Below are 19,706 nucleotides of genomic sequence, written 5' to 3' on the forward strand. Positions count from 1 at the left end.
CTCACACCTCCATAATAGTTACTTTACTAGTATATCACTTTAAAAGTTTAGCTCCTAGTTAGAAGGAACGTTTGTTTGTATAATTTATTAATTAAAAATGATAAAAGTAAGTAATGTTCCCTATTATTAAGGAATTATGCTATCATTAATTAGTGCAATAAATGAAGTCATTTGATAGAGAAATAAAAAACTTTTTTAAGAGTTTTCGGTTTATAAAGGAGTGGAAACTGTGAGAGCCAAGTTAGAGGGAAAAGAAGAAGTATCTTTTGGTGTACCAAAATCATCTAACATCGAATTAGAAGCAAAGCTAAGAGCTGAGAACATTCTAAATGAAGCTTATCGTCAAACCGATAGTATTTATCGTCAAGTTCAAGAACAGCTAGTTGAATTTAAACAGGGTATTAAACAATCTAAAAAAGAGATAGAAAAAGAAAAACAAAAAAATATTCAAGATATGGAGAAAAAAATAGCACTTTTAGAAGTTAATTACGCCGTTAGACACCAACTACTTAAAAAAATATTTGAGCAAGAGCAAGAACAAATAGATGCCTGGTTTGAAAATAGAGCTTTCGAATTCGAAAATAACTTAACTAGAAAAAAACAGGAGTATCAAAATGAGTTAGATGGTTACTTAGATTACTTAAGAAAAGAGAGTGAATGGCTTGCACTAGATCAAGAACAGCCTAATATTCATTCAGAAAGCAAAGAAGTTAGTTTATTTTTAGCTTTGCAAGAAAAAAGAGAGCAATATGAATTAAATGAATTAGAATTAGCTAATCAATTAGACTATTATACTAACTTAACGAATACAAAAAAAAATAAAGGGTTAAAAGTTAGTTTAGTGATAATTTTTTTAGCTATAATAAGTGTTGTACAAGTCCTATTTTCGAATTCACAATTTACGATTGAAGCGATAACACCTATAGTAATAGCTTATTCAGCATTGTATTTATTTTATATCTATTCAGTACAAGGAAGAAAAGAGAAAAAATATAAAAAACATAAAAAACACAGTTATTATAATCAATTTTTGATTGGACAGCATTCAAAATTTAAAGAAGAACTATTTTTTATCGAAGAAGAATTTAAAAACTTAATGAGCAAAAAAATTATTTCGGATAAAATAGAGCGTTCCTTTGCTGGTAATTTCAGATTTTTAACAATTATGCAACAGGACTTAAAAGAATCGGAGATAAAGCGAACAATTTTAGAATCAGAAAATGCAGCATTAAGAAAGTATCTACTGATGAAAGATAAGATAGAGGATTAATTTTTTGTATGTTTCAAAAAAGATAGGGGTAATAGTAAAAATGACTGAAGTATCTACATTCGAGCAAGTAAAAGAATTTCATACTATTTTTAATCCAACAGATAATCTCACTCCAGTAGCACTTACCCCAAAAGAAGCACTTAATCGTGCGAACTTTTCAACAGAAGAAATTATAGAGTTCTTATATGCAAGTGTCCAAGGAGACTTAGTTTTATTTGAAAAAATAATTCATCAATGGGAATATGCTATTAGTCAAACAGTAACTAAAATAAGAATAGAAAAAAAAGAAGTTAACTCTGTTTTAGTCGGACAAGTAGATGCTTTAATAGATGCAAACTATTTTAATTATGGGTCTTTTGTTTTAATGGGTGTAGATCCAAGACCGATTTCAACTATTGTACATGAAGCAAATATGGGTAAATTATTTCCTGATGGTAAGCCACACTATCGTTTAACAGATGGAAAAGTATTAAAACCAAAAAACTGGGAGCAAAACTACGCTCCAGAGACTAGAATTGAAGCTGAAATTGAAAAACAAATTAAAGAAAAAAGAGGGAAATTTTAAAATGAAGACAATTAAAGACAATATTAAAGAAACTGAAATGGAACAAGCATTTTATCATGCTATTTATGGAATCGAAAAAGAAGGATTGCGCGTTTTAAATTCTGGAGAGTTGTCTTTAACAAAACACCCATCTGATTTTGGGAATCGCTCTTTTCATCCCTATATACAAACAGATTTTAGTGAAACGCAATTAGAACTAATTACTCCTCCACTTCATTCTATTTATGAGACGAATCGCTGGCTGAAGGGTATTCATGATGTCACTCTCAGAACAATTCCCAAAGATGAGTTTATTTGGCCAATGAGTATGCCAGTTCCTTTACCTGATGAGTCTGCTATTCCAATAGCGGATTTAGATAACCAAGATGCAGTAGCTTATCGGAATCATTTAGCAGCTAAATACGGCAAAAACAAGCAGATGTTAAGTGGGATACATTATAATTTTGAATTAGACAAAGAAATGATGCAACAATTGTACTTGAACCAAACGGATTATACTAATTTAGTTCAGTTTCAGTCATTTGTTTATTTAAAACTAGCAAGAAACTTTTTACGTTATCGTTGGATTTTGACTTATCTATTAGGAGCAGCCCCGGTAGTTGATTCCTCCTTTTTTAAAAATAAAAAGTGTGAAATGACGCCTCCGAAAAAATACATTAGAAGTATTCGTTGCAGTCATTTTGGCTATGCTAATTCAGATGATGTTTCTATTTCCTTTGATTCAGTCGAAGAATATGTTGAAAATTTAGAAACAGCTGTAAATGAAGGGAAATTATCTGAAGAAAAAGAATTTTATTCAGGTGTTCGTTTGAGAGGAACTAAAAAAGCTCGTGAAATGTTAGAACGAGGAATTTCTTATGTGGAATTAAGAATTTTTGATTTAAACCCTTTTAGTGCTTTCGGAATAGCAGCAGAAGATATGCAATTTATTCATTTATTTTGTATGCTAATGATTTATAAAGAAGAATCAGCTACGATGGAAGAAGTCGAAAAAGGAAAGAAAATGAGTGACTTAGTTGCATTAGAACATCCATTTGATACTACTCACTACTATCAAGAAGGAATCGAACTGATTAACCAAATGACAGAAATGATTCAAGAGACAAATGGGTCAAGTGATCAAATGAATTGTGTAAAAGAGGCTAAAGATAAACTTGAAAAACCAGAAATGACACTAGCAGCTCGAATGGTAAAAGGAATTGAAGAGAGTGGAGATTATGTCTCTTTCGGTATGAAACTTGCTAAACAATACAAAGAAGAATCGCTTGAAAAACCGTATATAGTAAGAGGATTTGAAAATATGGAATTATCAACACAGTTACTTATTTTTGATGCCATCCAAAAAGGGATAACAGTAGAAATTTTAGATGAATCAGAGCAGTTTTTGAAATTAAGTTATAAAAACCAGATTGAATATGTCAAAAATGCGAATATGACATCTAAAGACCAATATATTGCTCCATTAATTATGGAAAACAAAACGGTTACAAAAAAAATTCTAGCTAGTAATGGATTCAATGTGCCAGCTGGTGAGGAGTATCATAGTAAAAGTGAAGCTGAAAAAAATTATTGGCTCTATAAAAATAAAGGGATTGTTATAAAACCAAAATCGACGAATTACGGAGTTGGTATCTCTATTTTTAAAGAAGGTGCTAACTTTGATGCGTATCAATCGGCTTTAGATTTTGCTTTTAAAGAAGATTCGACTATTTTAGTAGAAGAGTTTATTGGAGGAACAGAATATCGGTTCTTTGTACTAGATGGCCATGTTGCAGCAATCTTATTGCGTACGCCCGCTAATGTTATTGGTGATGGAAAACACACTATAGAAGAGTTAGTATCAGAGAAGAATAAAGATCCATTAAGAGGAACAAATCATCGTGCACCACTTGAAGAAATTCAACTAGACGAAATTGAGAAACTTATGTTAAAAGAACAAGGGTATACTATTGAAAGTATTCCTAAAAAGGATAGTCAAGTATTTTTACGTGAAAATTCAAATATGAGTACTGGTGGAGATTCCACCGATGTAACGGACGATATCGATGAGTCCTATAAAAAAGCAGCAGTAGAAATGACTGAAACAATAGGAGCAAAGGTTTGTGGAGTAGATTTAATTATTCCTGATTATACTCACATTTCTACAAAAGAAAATCCTGGCTATACTGTAATTGAAGCAAACTTCAATCCAGCCATGCATATGCATGCATATGTATCAAAAGGACAAGGACGACCACTAGCAATGGGTATTTTAAAAATGCTGTTTCCTGAAGTAATCTAGTACTAGATAAGAAGAGATTCGACAAATTTGTTGAGAATCTCTTTTTATCTTTATTCTTTAGAGTCATGTTATAACGATAAATAAATCAACATGGAGGGTAACGATGGAAAGAATTTATTTTGATTACGCTGCAACCAGCCCTGTTCATCCTGAAGTAATAGAAGTTGTTCATGATGCCATGATTCATCATTTTGGTAACGCATCAAGTATTCATCATATTGGAAGAGATAGCCGGCGTATGATGGATAATGCTAAAAAAGTATTTGCCGATAGTATTGGTGCTAAACCAAATGAAATTGTTCTTACAAGTGGTGGGACTGAAAGTGACAATACAGCAATTATAGAAACAGCTTTTGCTCGTGAAAAAGAAGGCAAGCATATCATTACAACAGCTATTGAACACCATGCTGTTTTAAAGCCAATGGATTATCTTGAAAAATTAGGGTTTGAAATTACGTATCTTTCAGTAAATGAGTACGGAATGATAGATTTAGAAGAATTAGAGAAAGCGTTAAGAGAAGATACGATACTTGTTTCTGTTATGTATGGAAACAATGAAGTCGGCTCATTGCTAGCTAGTGAATCTATAGGGAAAATAATAGCAGAGAGCGTATCATCAGCTTATTTTCATACAGACGCTGTTCAGGCTTACGGATTAGAGTCAATTGATGTAAAAAAAGAATCCATTGATTTGTTGTCTACAGCAAGTCATAAAATAGGTGGGCCTAAAGGAATTGGTTTTTTATATATAAATGAAACCATTCATTTACCAAGTTTTATGTTAGGCGGCGAACAAGAGATGAAACGTAGAGCAGGAACAGAAAATATTCCTGCTATAGTAGGATTTCAAAAAGCAGTAGAAATAGTACAATTAACAAAAGGATCACGCAGAAAGGAGTACGACAGTTTTAGTCATCATTTAATTCATAGATTAACTGATGAAAAAGTCGATTTTGAAATAAATGGCCATCCACATAATCGTTTAAAGCACATTATTAATATTTGGTTTAAGGGAGTCTCTTCAGAAAAATTACTATTATTAATGGATTTATCTGGTATTGCTATCTCTGCTGGTTCGGCTTGTACAGCTGGAAATATCGATCCGAGTCACGTATTAATGGCAATGTACGGAAAAGAAAGTCAGCGAGTAAAAGAATCTGTTAGAATTAGTTTCGGAATAGGTACAACACTGGAATCAATCGATCATTTAGCAACTGAATTAATCAAGCTAACAAATAAATTAAAGAAATAAAGAAGCGACTAGGTAGTACGATTGATTCAATAATTATGATATAGTAGATATAGTAAAAAAACTGAATGGGGTGAATGGTTTGGCATTTGAAAAAACAGCAAAACTTCAAGGATCAACTGATGAATATACACTTAGTCCAGATTTGAAGAAATATACAGTGAGAGACAACGCCTTTGAAGAATTAAAGACAGGTAATTTTCAGTATCTTCGGACACTTACCAGTGATTCAGTCGTTAATCAAGAAGTAAAATTAAAGATTGTCATATCCGAAGATTTATCTAAATTGAAAATAGCAACGACAACGATGAATGGTTTGAGACCAGTCATTATTTATAAAGGCGATGCATTCAAAGAAATATGTGAAAAATACGAATTTATCATGCAAGATTTTTCAAATAAAGGTATTTTTGAAAAAAAGTAAACGAAAGAATAAAAAGTATAAAAATAGGGTAGCAACCTATTTTTATACTTTTTTTAGTAGGAAAGTTAGTTAAGTATTCTTGCTTTCTTTCAAAAAGTTAGTATAATGAGTTAGACTGAAAAGATACGACCTTCAAATCGTTAAGATTTTCAGAATCTAGTTGAAATGATGGTGAAAGTATGACAGACAACAGCAATATACGTGTTGTAGTAGGAATGAGTGGTGGAGTAGATTCATCCGTTACAGCTCTTTTACTCAAGCAACAAGGCTACGACGTAGTAGGCATTTTCATGAAAAATTGGGATGATACAGATGAGTTTGGGATGTGTACAGCAACAGAAGACTACAACGATGTTGCATTAGTTGCAAACCAAATTGGTGTTCCTTACTATTCGGTAAATTTTGAAAAACAATATTGGGATAAAGTATTTCAGTATTTCTTAGATGAATATAAAAAAGGTAGAACACCTAATCCTGATGTTATGTGCAATAAAGAAATTAAATTTAAAGCCTTTTTAGATTACGCAATTGAATTAGGAGCAGATTATGTTGCAACAGGTCATTATGCTCAAGTGGAACGTGATGAAAAGGGTATAACTCATATGTTAAGAGGAATCGATAACAATAAAGATCAAACCTATTTTTTAAATCAATTATCACAAGAACAATTAGCTAAGACATTATTTCCATTAGGTCATATGGAAAAAAGTGAAGTCCGTAAAATTGCAGAAGAAGCTAACTTAGCAACAGCTAAGAAAAAAGATTCTACAGGTGTCTGCTTTATTGGAGAAAGAGATTTCAAAAAATTCTTGATGAACTACTTACCTGCCCAACCTGGAAAAATGATGACTCCAGATGGCGAAGTAAAAGGGACACATGATGGCTTAATGTATTATACAATTGGTCAAAGACAAGGATTAGGAATCGGTGGTGGCGGAAAGTCTAGTGAGCCTTGGTTTGTCATTGGAAAAGACTTGAAGTCAAATACACTATTTGTCGGACAAGGATTTCATCATGAATGGCTATATGCTACTCACTTGGATGCGACCGATATTCATTTTACAACAAATGAAAAAAAGGCAACATTAATTAAATGTACAGCTAAATTTCGCTATAGACAAGCTGATACAGCTGTCACAGTCCATTTAAATGAAGATGGTAAAACAGCTAGAGTTGAATTTGACGAACCTGTTCGTGCAATCACCCCTGGACAAGCAGTCGTGTTTTACGATGGTATGGAGTGTTTAGGTGGAGGCACGATTGATGCGGCTTATAATACATCAAGAGAATTACAATACGTTTAATATTCTAAGGAGACAGGACGCTTTTGGTTCTGTTTTTTTTCTTTTTTTGAAACCTAGTGATGGAGTGAAGATAGAAAAATGAACTTTTTTAGTGTAAAATGGTAGGAGTTGTAAGGGAGTGAGCAAAATGAACCAAAATCATAAAGCTTTTCAATTATGGGGAAATGGCCAATTGAATGAAGCTGTTCAATTATTATTTGAAGAAATTGAAAAAAATAGTGAGAATAGTGATGCCTATTGTAATTTAGCTAGTATTTTGATTTTAGCTAAGAAATATGAAGATGCTCAAGTTGTTTTAGAAACAGCTCTTAAAAAAGACCCTAAGCATTTAGAATTGCTTTATACATTCGGTAACTTATACTATTATAAAAACAATGCTAAAAAAGCTTTGGACTATTTTATTAAAGTTTTTAATGGAAATAAAATTTCTTTAAGAGAAGATGCTACCATCATGATAGGACAGTGTTATTTAGTATTAACTAATCCTGAGAAAGCACTAGTTTATTTGTTGTTAGCTCACGAAAATAATGAAAAAGATAATTCAGTCATCTTGCTATTAGGTGATTGTATGATGCAAATTAACCATTTTAATGAAGCAAAAAATTACTATATAAAATCGTTGGAATTATCACCGGATAATGACGAAGCTTTATTTAAACGAGGCTTAGTAGGTGCCGTTTTGAAAGAAAAGTCAGAGGTTTTTACTAGTTTTTTTGAAAAATCAAAAGAGCTTAATCCTAAAAAATATGAAAAAAGACTTTATCAACTAAAAAATATAGAATCGTTTATTTCTAACCAAAATAGCAATATAAAAAAAGAGGCAAACGATAGGAGGGATGGATAAAAGATGGCTGAACAAGAGAACTTAGAATTATTTTCAACGGAAGAACCATACATAGTGGGTCAAACCGTAGCCATATTTTATCAAAATCCAACTAATTTTTATAAAGTATTACTGGTAAGAGTAATTGAAACCAATACAAATTATGACGATAAAGAAATTGTTATCACTGGAAGTTTTGGCCAAATTCAAGAAGAAGAAAGCTACCGATTTTATGGAAAAATAGCAGATCATCCAAAATTTGGGGTTCAGTTTAATGCTTATCGCTATAAACAAGAAAAACCAACATCGATAGTGGGTATAGTAAATTACCTTTCTAGTGATAAGTTTCCTGGGATTGGAAAAAAAACAGCAGAGAATATTGTGGATGCTTTAGGAGAAGAAGCAATTGATCGAATAAGTAATGATCCTACTGTTTTAAAAGAAATCACCGGTTTAAACGAGAAGAAAAAAGCAATTTTAGTTCAAACGATTCAAGCAAGTGATGGAATGGAAAAGATTATTATTGGATTAAATGGATATGGATTTGGTAGTCAATTAGCATACAACATCTATCAACTGTATCAAAATGAAACGTTAGAAATCATTCAAGAAAATCCCTATCAATTAGTACAAGATATTGAAAATATTGGCTTTAAAAAAGCTGATGCAATTGCTGAACAACTGGGATTTGCTTCTGATTCACCTGCTCGTTTAAAAGCTGCCGTTTTTTATGCGTTAAATGAGTTATGCTTGAGTCAAGGAAATACGTATACACTAGCAGGACCACTTTTAGAAGAAAGTTTGCGTGTATTAGAATCAAGTCGACCTTATATTATCGAACCAGATTTAGTTGCTTCTGAATTGGTTCATCTTATTGAAGAAAACCAAATTATTGAAGACAATAAAAAAATATATATTAAGTCTCTATATGCTGCAGAGTGGGGCATTACTTCATCAATAAAGCGGTTAATGGATCGTAAAAAGATTAGTTATAAAGAACATGATATTCCAAAAGAAATAAGGGAATTAGAAAAACGTTTGGCTATTTCCTATGGAAAATCTCAGTTAAAAGCAATTGAAGAAGCCATGTTATCACCTGTTTTTATCTTAACTGGTGGACCAGGTACTGGTAAAACAACTGTTTTGAATGGGATAGTTTCTTTATTTGCTGAATTAAATGGGCTATCTTTAGATTTAAATGATTACACAGATAAAGCTTTTCCTATTTTACTTGCTGCACCAACAGGTAGAGCTGCTAAAAGAATGAATGAAACAACGGGATTACCAAGCAGTACCATCCATCGCCTTTTGGGTTTGAACGGAAGAGAAAATAACAATGCTGACCAACAATCTGAACGTGAGTTAGAGGGTGGGCTATTAATTGTGGATGAAATGTCTATGGTAGATACTTGGCTAGCCAACCAGTTATTACGAGCGGTTCCTCAGAACATGCAAGTTTTACTAGTAGGCGATAAAAACCAACTACCTTCTGTCGGTCCAGGACAAGTATTGCATGATTTAATTGATGCGAAATTAATTTCCAGTATGGAATTAAACGAGATTTATCGTCAAGAAGATGGGTCATCTATCATTCCATTAGCTCATGAAATCAAAGATGGACGCTTACCAACTGATTTCACACAAAATAAAAAAGACCGGTCACTCATTACTTGTAATGCTTATCAAATAGAAGAAGTTATTCGTCAAGTTGTGACTAAAGCCAAGCTAAAAGGATATACGCATCAAGATATACAAGTTCTAGCGCCGATGTATCGTGGACCAGCTGGGATTGATGCGATAAATAAAATGATGCAAGAAATTCTTAATCCCAATGATTCAAAAAGACGTAAAGAAGTAAAATTTAATGATAAATTTTATCGAATTGGGGATAAAATACTACAATTAGTAAATAATCCTGAATTAAATGTGTTTAATGGAGATATGGGTGAGATCACAAGTATCTCTTATGCAAAAGAAACAGATGATAAAGTAGACGAATTAGTGATTCAATTTGACGCAAATGAAGTAACGTACAAAAGAAATGAGTGGAATAAAATAACACTTGCCTATTGTTGTTCTATCCATAAATCACAAGGTAGTGAATTTAAAATGGTTATTTTACCTATGGTACAAAATTATGGGAGGATGCTTAGAAGAGATTTATTGTACACAGCTATCACGAGAAGCAGCGAGTTACTGATTCTTTGCGGAGAAGTTAGTGCATTTCAAGAGTGCGTTGAAAAATCATCTGCTACTAGATTAACAACCTTAAAAGAACGACTATGGGATAACGAGGTAGTTCTTTTAGAAAAAGAAACAACTAAGAAAGAAGAAAAGAAGAAAGAAGGAACGACTAAACAAAAAAAAGCTCCGGAAGTTACCGGAGACGAGATTTCATTGTTCGAAGAAATAGAAATAAGCCATACAGAAGATAAGTTTAGAATCTATCGTTTAACGATTGACATGGTAGAAAAAAATACGATAAATCCAATGATAGGAATGGAAGGCATTACTCCCTAATTACTCTTACTATTGGACCCAAAAATAGCGAGTAGAGGACTTAATCGATAAATCTAACGATTTCTTTCCTAAAAATTCACCATCTGCTTGAACATATTCTTGCTGATTGGAGAGAATTTTGATACAAGATCCTTGTAAATAATGAACGTCTTTATGATTTAAATGTCGTCCTCCATTTAGCATCAAAATGAAAAGAAAAATAAATTTAAAAAGAGAAACTTTTTCTAAAACGATTAAGTCAACAACATCATCGTATGGAGAAGCTTTTGGAGATATTTCCATACCGCCACCAAAATAAGGATGATTATTAACCGTAACTAAAAAAGCATTTGAAAATGTTTTATATACGTTATCTACTTTAACTTCGATAGGAAATCCTTTTTGTTTGAATAAGACAATAATTAATGAAACTAAGTATGTCAAAGATCCCATTTTGATAGCACTTAGTTTCTTTTTTATAGAGAATTCACTAATGAAATTAGCTGTTGCACCATCAAAACCAACTCCGATATTGTTTACAGCATATCCTACTTCACCTGAAATCTGCTCATGGTATTGGAGAATGTTAATTTTTTTAGGTTCCTTACAAATTAATAGTTGTTCTAAAGCTTTAGTTACATCTTTTGATAGAGACAAGGCTTTTGCAAAGTCATTTCCTGAACCAGCTGGAATGTAAGCTAAAGGAATGTGTTTTTGTGTTTCTCCAAGCCCTGTAAGAGCCTCGTTTAATGTTCCGTCACCACCTATAATAAGTAAGAGCTGTTTTTTTTCAGTTAACGTAGTGTTGTGTTCTTTTGAAAGATTTTTAGCTAATTGAACAGTATGCCCTGCATATTGAGAGGGGTATAAGTTAAATGCAATATTTTTTTCAATTAATTGTTTACTTAATGCGATAGAAACTTTTTTTCCATTGCCAGAACCAGAAAGTTCATTAACAATAATATAAATTTTTGTTGGTTTTATCATGAATACTCCTTTTATAAAAATAATGTCTAGATGTAAACAAATTATAAACTAAAAAATAGAGAAAGGAAGTAAAAATAATTAAAAGAAGTTCTTATTTTAAAAAAATAGTTTAAAAAGACTCGTTTAATGATAGAATAAGCTATAGTTTAAAAAAGTATAAAGGAAAAGGTGTTTAAAGTGAAAAAAAAATTTAAAAAAGATCAATTTCCTTTAGAAGTAATCGACATCATTTTTATTGCTGTCGGTTCTTTTATTGCTGCAGTTTCATTTAATATCTTTCTTTTACCAAACTTTATTGTATCTGGAGGTATCGGAGGATTAAGTACTATTTTGAATAGTTTATACCAATGGAATCCTTCAATTGTTCAATTTGCATTTAATGTACCCTTATTATTTTTAGCTTTTATTGCTTTAGGTAAAGAAGCTGGATTTAAAACAATTTTAGGAAGTTTAATCTTACCAGCTTTTATTGGTTTATTGAATTTTATGAAACCTCTAACAATGAATCCGTTATTGGCAGCAGTATTTGGAGGCGTTATGACAGGAGTAGGAATAGGGTTAGTCTTTAAAGCTAAAGGCTCTACAGGTGGAACCAGTATCATTGCTCAGATTATTCATGTTTATTTAAAATTACCATTAGGCACAAGTGTAGCTTTAGTAGACGGTTTTGTTATATCTGCAGCTTTAATTGCATTTGATGCTGAAACAGTTATGTATTCTATCATTTCCTTATTTGTCATTAGTCGAACAATTGATATTATTCAAGTTGGATTTAATAGATCTAAGAATGTAATGATTATATCAGATCATGCTAGTGAAATTAGGACAGCTATTTATCAAAATATAAATAGAGGTGTAACTAATTTAAGAATTACTGGTGGATACGGGAACAATAAAAAAGAAATGCTGATGTGTGTAATAGGTGAGAGAGAATTTACGTATTTGCGGGAAACGATTTTAGATGTTGATCCGCATGCGTTTGTTGTGGTAATGAGCGCTAGCGAAGTCTGGGGTAAAGGATTCACATTGGCTAAAGACTCTTCAACTGAAAATCTGTAAAGTAACCGAAAAAACGGAGTTGTTTGCTATGAAATCATTAGAAGATAACCCTTTGTTAGAGTTGACATTTAATAGAAGTTCTCTTATAATTTAAAACGATAGTAAGAAGGATATATTTTTTTAGTTCTTACCTTTAGAGAAGTTTTCCAAGGCTGAAAGAAAACTGGTAAGTTAAAGAAATGCTCCCTTTTTTAATACTATAGTAGAAATACTATCGGTTCTCGCGTTATAGAGACTTAAGAGGTAATGAATCCGTCAAATGACATCATTGCAAACAAGGTGGTACCGCGCTTACGTCGTCCTTGTCTGGCAATGATATCGTTTGACTTTTTTTATACTTTTTTTAAAAAATAAAGAATTTGAAGGGAAGAAAATAGACTATGAAACAATTAACCAGTAACGAAGTTCGTCAAATGTTTTTAGATTTTTTTGAAGATAAAGGTCACAAAGTAGAACCAAGTGCTTCGCTCGTTCCATTTGAAGACCCATCATTATTATGGATTAACTCAGGTGTAGCAACACTAAAAAAATATTTTGATGGTTCTGTTACACCAGATAATCCTAGAATTGTAAACGCTCAAAAAAGTATTCGTACAAATGATATTGAAAATGTAGGTAGAACAGCTAGACATCATACCCTATTTGAAATGTTAGGCAACTTTTCGATTGGTGAATATTTTAAAGAAGAAGCCATTGTTTGGGCATGGGAGTTTTTGACAAGTGAAAAATGGTTAGCGTTAGATCCCAAAAAACTATACGTTACCGTTTATCCAGAAGATAAAGAAGCAGCTCAATTATGGAGAGATAAAGTTGGTCTGACAGATAATCACATTATTGAAATTGAAGATAATTTTTGGGATATTGGGGTTGGACCAAGTGGACCTGATTCAGAAATTTTCTATGATCGTGGAGAAAAATTTAATAATTTATCAAAAGATGATCCTGAAAATTATCCAGGTGGTGAAAATGAAAGATGGCTTGAAATATGGAATCTCGTATTTTCTGAATTTAATCACAAGGAAGATGGAACTTATGAACCCTTACCAAATAAAAATATAGATACAGGTATGGGTCTAGAAAGAGTCGTTTCAATTTTACAAGATGCACCGACAAATTTTGAAACAGATTTATTCATGCCTATCATTCGTGAGATTGAAAAATTAAGTCAAAATAAGCATTACAGTGAAAGTAAACAAGACGATATTTCATTCAAAGTAATCGCAGATCACTTACGTGCAGTTAGTTTTGCAATTGGTGATGGGGCCCTGCCATCGAACGAGGGACGTGGATATGTTTTAAGAAGATTGTTGCGTCGTTCAGTGATGCATGGTAAAAAGCTAGGTATTCATGAAGCCTTCATGTTTAAATTAGTTTCAATTGTTGGAAATATTATGGATGCATTCTATCCTGAAGTTTTAGAACAAAAGACGTTTATTGAAAAAGTCATTAAAAATGAAGAAGAACGTTTTCATGAAACCATTAACGATGGCCTATCTATTTTAAACCAATTGATTTCAGAGTTGAAATTAGCTGGTGAAACAAAAATTACGGGAAAAGATATATTCAAGTTATATGATACGTTCGGCTTTCCTGTTGAACTAACAGAAGAATATGCACAAGACGAGGGTTTGTCCGTTGACCACGAAGGTTTTATTGAAGAGATGGAAGCACAACGAAATCGAGCACGGTCAGCAAGAAGTGATGGGAAATCAATGGGTGTACAAACAAAATTATTCTCAGATATTACAATAGAAAGTAGTTTTGTTGGTTATGATCAAACAGTAGTAGAAGCAAAACTCGAGTTAATAGCAACAGATGAAGAATTAGTTAAACTAGCTATATCAGGTGATAAAGTGAGAATGATATTTGATCAAACACCTTTTTATGCTGAAATGGGTGGTCAAATTGCTGATAAAGGTCTGTTATTAGATTTAGACGGTCATACAATCGGAAAAGTAGTAGATGTTAAAAGAGCACCTGCAGGCCAATCTTTGCATATCGTTGAAGTGTTAACACCTATAAAAGTAGGCCAAACAGTGAAACTCTCTGTTGATAAGAGTTTACGAAATAAAATAATACGCAACCATACTGCAACGCATTTATTGCATCAAGCTTTAAAAGATGCATTAGGTGAACATGCTAATCAAGCAGGATCGTTAGTTATGGGTGACTCTTTGCGTTTTGATTTCACTCATTTTGGACAAGTAACTCAAGCAGAATTAGATGATATGGAACGCAAAGTTAATGAAAAAATTTGGGAATCATTAGAAGTTAAGACAATAGAGACAACGATTGATAAAGCACGAGAAATGGGTGCAATGGCACTATTTGGTGAAAAGTATGGCAATGAAGTGCGTGTTGTTAATGTTGGAGACTATTCAATAGAATTATGTGGTGGAGTTCACGTCACTAATACAAATGAAATTGGACTCTTTAAAATCCTTTCAGAATCTGGTATTGGTGCTGGAGTAAGAAGAATTGAAGCAATCACTAGTGAAGCGGCATTTAACTACTTGCAACAGCAAGAAAAACGATTAAAAGTAATCGCAAGTCTAGTAAAAGCTCAACAAATTAAAGATGTAGAAAGAAAAATCGAACAATTGCAGATGGAATTAAAAGAAACTCAAAAAGAAAAGGATTCCTTGCAAGCTAAATTAGCAAATGAACAAGCAAATGATGTATTTGATGCCGTTCAAACAGTTGATGGTATAACAATAATAACTGCTCAAGTAGAAGTCTCAGATGCAAATCAATTGAGACAACTTGCAGATCAATGGAAGCAACAAGCTATTTCGAATATTTTAGTTTTAGGTTTTTCAAAAGATGGAAAAGTTAACTTGTTAGCTGCAGTCGATCAAGAAACAGTGAAAAAAGGATTATCCGCAGGAAACTTAATTAAGGAAATTGCTCCTCTAGTCGGCGGTGGTGGTGGCGGTCGTCCCGATATGGCGCAAGCTGGCGGAAAAAACCCTGCTGGACTAGCAAATGCTTTAGAAAAAGTAGGAGAATGGGTAGGGAAAAATAGTTAAAGAGTTATTATTTTTGGAAAATGATAAGTTGCATTAGCTTTTTTTCGTAAGAATTTTTTTAAAGAATCAAAATATTTCCTCATTTGTTTATAGTCATTGTAGTTTGTGGCTCTTTCTTGTAGAATAAAGATAGAGTTTACAGAAATCGAGGTGCAGAATATGAGTTCAATAGATGAAACAGTTCGGTTTAATGTTGGTGACAATCACGACAAAGATGTGAAGCAAACATTGACATTAGTATATGAAGCATTGGAAGAAAAGGGGTATAATCCTATTAATCAGATAGTTGGTTATTTACTTTCTGGAGATCCAGCCTATATTCCACGTCACAATGATGCTAGAAACTTAATTAGACGTCATGAGCGTGATGAAATTGTAGAAGAATTAGTAAAGACTTATTTGAAAGAGAGTGGTAAAGAAATCTAATGAGAACAATGGGATTAGATGTAGGTTCAAAAACAGTTGGTGTTGCAATCAGTGACCCATTTGGTTGGACAGCTCAAGGAATTGAAACGATAAAAATTAATGAAAATCAAGAAGAATTTGGAATGGATAGAGTAAAAGAATTAATTGAAGAATATGAAGTTTCTAAAATTGTTGTTGGATTACCTAAAAACATGAACAACTCAATAGGTCCAAGAGCAGAAGCTTCTATCCATTATGCTGAAATTTTAAAAGAATTATTTAAGTTGCCTATTATTTTTCAAGATGAGAGACTAACAACTGTTCAAGCAGAAAGAATGCTAATTGAAGAGGGCAATGCTTCGCGTGCTAAGCGTAAAAAAGTTATTGATAAAGTTGCTGCAGTCATGATTCTTCAAAATTATTTAGATAGCAATCAAAACTAGCTTTTAACAAAAAGATACGTTAAACTAATTCAGTAGAATGATAGATAATAATAAAAGGAGTGTTGAATATGTCACACGAGCACGATCACGAGCACGATCACGAACATGATCACGATCACGATCATGAGGAACATGAGCACATTACAATTATAGATGAACAAGGGAACGAAGAATTATACGAAATTTTATTCACATTTGACTCAGATGATTTTGAAAAATCATATGTTTTAGTTTATCCAGCTGGATCTGAAGAAGGAGAAGAAGTTGAATTACAAGCTTACTCTTACGTAGAAAAAGAAGATGGCAAACAAGGGGATTTACAACCCATTGAAACAGATGAAGAATGGGATATGATTGAAGAAATATTAAATACGTTTATGGCTGATGAAGACTAATTTTTTATTAATTAAATAATCAAAATTGAGCTAATGAGTTATTCATTGGCTCAATTTTATTGTTCATGACTCTTAAAAATAGTAAGTATAAATTGAAATAGATAGATAAATTTCAGAGAAACGACTATCAACACCTGTATACAAATAATGAGTGAGTTCCTTTTTTCTATTCACTTTAAGCATAGTATCATGTATAATGGTGCAAGTTAGTAGTTAAAATGTACGTTATTAAAGAAAATAGATGTGTACTAATTTATTTCTTTATTTTGATAGGAGGGCTCTTTTGGGAAAGAAAGAGAAAAAAAATATAAAAAGCAATGAGAAACAAGATGATAGTATAGCCAATTCTAAATTAGTCGAAAGACAAAAAGAAAAAAAAGTGGTTAAAAAAATCGTATGGAGTATTGTTTCAATCTTATTTACTCTATTAGTTATTTTTGGCATAGTTAGTTATCAATATGTGACATCTTCGCTTCAACCTTTAGATGCTACTAGTAAAGAAGAAATTCAAATAGAAGTACCCTCTGGTTCTTCCTCAGCAGACATTTCTCGTATTTTAGAAAAGAATAAAGTCATTAAAAGTGCATCTGTCTTTAGATTTTATATAAAATTAAATAATAAAACAGACTTTCAAGCGGGCTATTATCTTTTATCTCCTTCAATGACTTTGGAAAAAATTATCCAATCCCTTCAATCAGGTGGAAGTCCAGTTGCTTTTGATGGGACTAAGATATTGATTCAAGAAGGATTAACTATCGATCAAGTAGCTGAATCTGTTGCGAAATCAACTAAATATAGCTCTTCAGATTTCATTAAAAAATTAAAAGATCCAAAATTTTTAATACAATTAAAAGAAGCTTATCCAAAATTGTTAACTAGTGCATTAGAGTCAAAAGAAACAAAGTACACTCTCGAAGGGTATTTGTTCCCAGCGACCTATGATTTTTCAGAAGAAATGTCTCTTGAAATCGTCATAGAGAATATGGTTAAAAAGACAGATGAAGTTATGCAAAGTTACTATTCAACTATTGAGAATAAAAAGATGACTGTTCAACAAGTCATGACGTTAGCTTCATTAACTGAACGAGAAGGCAATTCGTTTGAGGATCGAACAAAAATCGCTAGTGTATTTTTCAATCGTTTAGCTGTTGAAATGCCTTTGCAATCAGATATCAGTGTACTTTATGCAATGAATAAACATAAAGAGATTGTTACTTATAAAGATTTAGAAACAAACTCTCCTTATAACTTGTATCAAAATAAAGGATACGGGCCAGGACCGTTTAATAATCCGTCAGAAGATGCTATCAAGGCTACATTAAATCCTGCAGATACAAATTATATTTATTTTTTAGCAGATACATCGACAGGTAAAGTTTATTTTTCAAGAACATACGCTGAACACCAAGAATTAGTAGATGAATACATCATCCCTTAATTAGTTGACATACTAAAAAATGGAAAGCATTGAAAAACAGTAGAATCACTATCTTTTAATAGGAATGGAGCGAAAAAAGCATGAATGCTGAACGCAAGCCGATTGTCATTGGAGTAACAGGTGGATCAGGTAGTGGGAAGACGAGTGTGAGTCGTGCAGTTTACAATCATTTCTCCGGACACTCTATTTTAATGTTGGAACAAGATTTTTACTACAAAGATCAAAGTGACCTATCTTATGAGGAGCGCTTGAATACGAACTACGATCACCCATTTGCCTTTGATACAAACCTATTAATCAAGCATTTGACAGATTTGATTCACTATAAATCTATCAAAAAGCCAGTATACGATTATGCTGCTCATACTAGAAGTGATCAATTTATTATTCAAGAACCGAAGGAAGTTATTATCTTAGAAGGTATCTTAATTTTAGAAGATAAACGTTTAAGAGATTTAATGGATATTAAGGTCTATGTGGATACGGATGATGACATTCGAATTATTAGAAGAATTAAAAGGGACATCGAGGAACGTGGTAGAACACTTGATTCTGTTATTGAGCAATACCTAACAGTTGTAAAACCCATGCATACTCAGTTTATTGAGCCAACTAAAAAGTTTGCAGATATTATCATTCCTGAAGGTGGACGCAATCAAGTTGCGATTGATTTGATGACAACGAAGATAAAAAGTATTCTTGAATATCAATTAAAAGTTTAATAAGAAAAATTAAATGAATAAATAACAATGACTAAGCTTAAAATTATATGAGAATAGCCATAAAGTGTTTACAAATAAAAGCCTACATGGTATCTTATCTCTATTGAAATTGTAAAGACGCTTTCAATAAGTTAATAAGTATAAAACCATTAAACAAGCGTTTATTTAAAAAGGAGAATTTACTTATGATAGAAAAAATATATCCAATGACTTTAGATGGAAAAAATAAGCTAGAGGCAGAATTAGAAGAATTAAAAACAGTTAAAAGAAAAGAAATTATCGAAAGAATTAAAATTGCACGTAGCTTTGGTGATTTATCAGAAAACTCTGAGTATGAATCAGCTAAAGATGAACAAGCTTTTGTGGAGGGACGTATTACGACAATTGAAACAATGTTGCGTTTTTCAGAAATAATTGACAATTCAAAAAGTGCTATGGATGAAGTTGCGATTGGCCGCAAAATTACATTTGTTGAATTGCCAGATGGTGAAGTCGAAGAATACACTATCGTAGGAAGCGCAGAAGCTGATCCATTTAGTGGACGTATCTCAAATGACTCACCTATTGCTAAAGCACTAATGGGTAAAAAAGTCGGAGATCAAGTTGTTATTTCAACACCAGGTGGAGATATGACTATCAAGATAATGAGTATAGAATAATAAATATAATAAGAATGGCTAAATTATTTCAATTTGAGCTGTTCTTTTATTTTTTTATTTTTAATATTATCAGACTTTAGTCTTAGACCGACCTCATGCTTTAGCAGGCTTTTTTTTCTCTATAAATGGCTTATACTTATGCTAAAGCACTAAA

Annotated in this window: 17 protein-coding genes; 16 read left to right on the forward strand and 1 reads right to left on the reverse strand. The window is 32.3% G+C overall.

Annotated elements, in window-relative coordinates:
- Positions 1-229: 229 nt before the first annotated feature.
- The 8 genes from ACMHYH_RS03815 to ACMHYH_RS03850 all read left to right on the forward strand — a co-directional run bounded on the left by ACMHYH_RS03815 (position 230) and on the right by ACMHYH_RS03850 (position 10,436).
- A complete protein-coding gene (locus ACMHYH_RS03815; protein WP_414840032.1) occupies positions 230-1,270 on the forward strand; it encodes a hypothetical protein in 1,041 nt (346 codons plus the stop codon).
- Between the two features lie 40 nt (positions 1,271-1,310).
- The gene (locus ACMHYH_RS03820) at positions 1,311-1,835 is read left to right on the forward strand and encodes an HAD family hydrolase (RefSeq protein ID WP_414840033.1); all 525 of its coding nucleotides are present in this window, start codon (positions 1,311-1,313) and stop codon (positions 1,833-1,835) included.
- A gap of 1 nt (position 1,836) precedes the next feature.
- The gene (gshAB, locus tag ACMHYH_RS03825) at positions 1,837-4,116 is read left to right on the forward strand and encodes a bifunctional glutamate--cysteine ligase GshA/glutathione synthetase GshB (protein ID WP_414840034.1); all 2,280 of its coding nucleotides are present in this window, start codon (positions 1,837-1,839) and stop codon (positions 4,114-4,116) included.
- Positions 4,117-4,219: 103 nt separating this feature from the next.
- Positions 4,220-5,368: a cysteine desulfurase family protein gene (locus ACMHYH_RS03830; RefSeq protein WP_414840035.1), complete on the forward strand. Its 1,149-nt coding sequence runs from the start codon at positions 4,220-4,222 to the stop codon at positions 5,366-5,368.
- Positions 5,369-5,447: 79 nt separating this feature from the next.
- Positions 5,448-5,789: a cysteine desulfurase gene (locus ACMHYH_RS03835; RefSeq protein ID WP_414840036.1), complete on the forward strand. Its 342-nt coding sequence runs from the start codon at positions 5,448-5,450 to the stop codon at positions 5,787-5,789.
- 179 nt (positions 5,790-5,968) lie between these two features.
- On the forward strand, positions 5,969-7,093 hold the full coding sequence (gene mnmA, locus ACMHYH_RS03840; protein WP_414840037.1) for a tRNA 2-thiouridine(34) synthase MnmA: 1,125 nt from the start codon (positions 5,969-5,971) through the stop codon (positions 7,091-7,093).
- A gap of 172 nt (positions 7,094-7,265) precedes the next feature.
- Positions 7,266-7,937: a tetratricopeptide repeat protein gene (locus ACMHYH_RS03845; protein ID WP_414840038.1), complete on the forward strand. Its 672-nt coding sequence runs from the start codon at positions 7,266-7,268 to the stop codon at positions 7,935-7,937.
- A gap of 3 nt (positions 7,938-7,940) precedes the next feature.
- Positions 7,941-10,436, forward strand: coding sequence for an ATP-dependent RecD-like DNA helicase (locus ACMHYH_RS03850; RefSeq protein ID WP_414840039.1), 2,496 nt, complete (start codon positions 7,941-7,943; stop codon positions 10,434-10,436).
- Between the two features lie 9 nt (positions 10,437-10,445).
- Here the strand turns inward: ACMHYH_RS03850 and ACMHYH_RS03855 are convergent, their stop codons facing one another.
- On the reverse strand, positions 10,446-11,402 hold the full coding sequence (locus tag ACMHYH_RS03855; protein WP_414840040.1) for a diacylglycerol/lipid kinase family protein: 957 nt from the start codon (positions 11,400-11,402) through the stop codon (positions 10,446-10,448).
- A gap of 177 nt (positions 11,403-11,579) precedes the next feature.
- Between ACMHYH_RS03855 and ACMHYH_RS03860 the strand changes: the two genes are divergently transcribed.
- The 8 genes from ACMHYH_RS03860 (at position 11,580) to greA (ending at position 19,552) form a co-directional block, all read left to right on the forward strand.
- Positions 11,580-12,461 carry a YitT family protein gene (locus ACMHYH_RS03860; RefSeq protein ID WP_414840041.1) on the forward strand — a complete coding sequence of 294 codons (882 nt, stop codon included), beginning with the start codon at positions 11,580-11,582 and terminating at the stop codon, positions 12,459-12,461.
- Between the two features lie 380 nt (positions 12,462-12,841).
- Entirely contained in the window at positions 12,842-15,490 is a 2,649-nt protein-coding gene (gene alaS, locus ACMHYH_RS03865; protein WP_414840042.1) for an alanine--tRNA ligase, read from the forward strand.
- Positions 15,491-15,649: 159 nt separating this feature from the next.
- The gene (locus ACMHYH_RS03870) at positions 15,650-15,916 is read left to right on the forward strand and encodes an IreB family regulatory phosphoprotein (protein WP_414840043.1); all 267 of its coding nucleotides are present in this window, start codon (positions 15,650-15,652) and stop codon (positions 15,914-15,916) included.
- Positions 15,916-16,338 (forward strand): Holliday junction resolvase RuvX, encoded by a 423-nt coding sequence (ruvX, locus tag ACMHYH_RS03875; protein WP_414840044.1) that lies wholly within the window; start codon positions 15,916-15,918, stop codon positions 16,336-16,338. Before ACMHYH_RS03870 ends, ruvX begins: the two co-directional genes overlap by 1 nt.
- Before the next feature lie 68 nt (positions 16,339-16,406).
- A complete protein-coding gene (locus ACMHYH_RS03880; protein ID WP_414840045.1) occupies positions 16,407-16,733 on the forward strand; it encodes a DUF1292 domain-containing protein in 327 nt (108 codons plus the stop codon).
- 283 nt (positions 16,734-17,016) lie between these two features.
- Complete coding sequence (mltG, locus tag ACMHYH_RS03885; protein WP_414840046.1) at positions 17,017-18,171, forward strand: endolytic transglycosylase MltG; 1,155 nt, start codon at positions 17,017-17,019, stop codon at positions 18,169-18,171.
- A gap of 80 nt (positions 18,172-18,251) precedes the next feature.
- Positions 18,252-18,893, forward strand: a complete 642-nt coding sequence (gene udk, locus ACMHYH_RS03890) for a uridine kinase (protein ID WP_414840047.1) — start codon at positions 18,252-18,254, stop codon at positions 18,891-18,893.
- Between the two features lie 185 nt (positions 18,894-19,078).
- Positions 19,079-19,552 (forward strand): transcription elongation factor GreA, encoded by a 474-nt coding sequence (gene greA, locus ACMHYH_RS03895; RefSeq protein WP_414840048.1) that lies wholly within the window; start codon positions 19,079-19,081, stop codon positions 19,550-19,552.
- Positions 19,553-19,706 lie beyond the last annotated feature (154 nt).

The organism is Carnobacterium sp. TMP28, from assembly GCF_047553015.1.
In the GTDB taxonomy this organism is placed as follows: domain Bacteria; phylum Bacillota; class Bacilli; order Lactobacillales; family Carnobacteriaceae; genus Carnobacterium_A.

What these genes read in the sequence shown, in the direction of transcription:
- gshAB (WP_414840034.1), top strand. Translation starts at nt 1,837, where the DNA reads ATGAAGACAATTAAAGACAATATTAAAGAAACTGAAATGGAACAAGCA.
- ACMHYH_RS03855 (WP_414840040.1), bottom strand. Translation starts at nt 11,402, where the DNA reads ATGATAAAACCAACAAAAATTTATATTATTGTTAATGAACTTTCTGGT.
- udk (WP_414840047.1), top strand. Translation starts at nt 18,252, where the DNA reads ATGAATGCTGAACGCAAGCCGATTGTCATTGGAGTAACAGGTGGATCA.
- ACMHYH_RS03830 (WP_414840035.1), top strand. Translation starts at nt 4,220, where the DNA reads ATGGAAAGAATTTATTTTGATTACGCTGCAACCAGCCCTGTTCATCCT.
- ACMHYH_RS03870 (WP_414840043.1), top strand. Translation starts at nt 15,650, where the DNA reads ATGAGTTCAATAGATGAAACAGTTCGGTTTAATGTTGGTGACAATCAC.
- ACMHYH_RS03820 (WP_414840033.1), top strand. Translation starts at nt 1,311, where the DNA reads ATGACTGAAGTATCTACATTCGAGCAAGTAAAAGAATTTCATACTATT.
- ACMHYH_RS03850 (WP_414840039.1), top strand. Translation starts at nt 7,941, where the DNA reads ATGGCTGAACAAGAGAACTTAGAATTATTTTCAACGGAAGAACCATAC.
- alaS (WP_414840042.1), top strand. Translation starts at nt 12,842, where the DNA reads ATGAAACAATTAACCAGTAACGAAGTTCGTCAAATGTTTTTAGATTTT.
- ruvX (WP_414840044.1), top strand. Translation starts at nt 15,916, where the DNA reads ATGAGAACAATGGGATTAGATGTAGGTTCAAAAACAGTTGGTGTTGCA.
- greA (WP_414840048.1), top strand. Translation starts at nt 19,079, where the DNA reads ATGATAGAAAAAATATATCCAATGACTTTAGATGGAAAAAATAAGCTA.
- mnmA (WP_414840037.1), top strand. Translation starts at nt 5,969, where the DNA reads ATGACAGACAACAGCAATATACGTGTTGTAGTAGGAATGAGTGGTGGA.
- ACMHYH_RS03880 (WP_414840045.1), top strand. Translation starts at nt 16,407, where the DNA reads ATGTCACACGAGCACGATCACGAGCACGATCACGAACATGATCACGAT.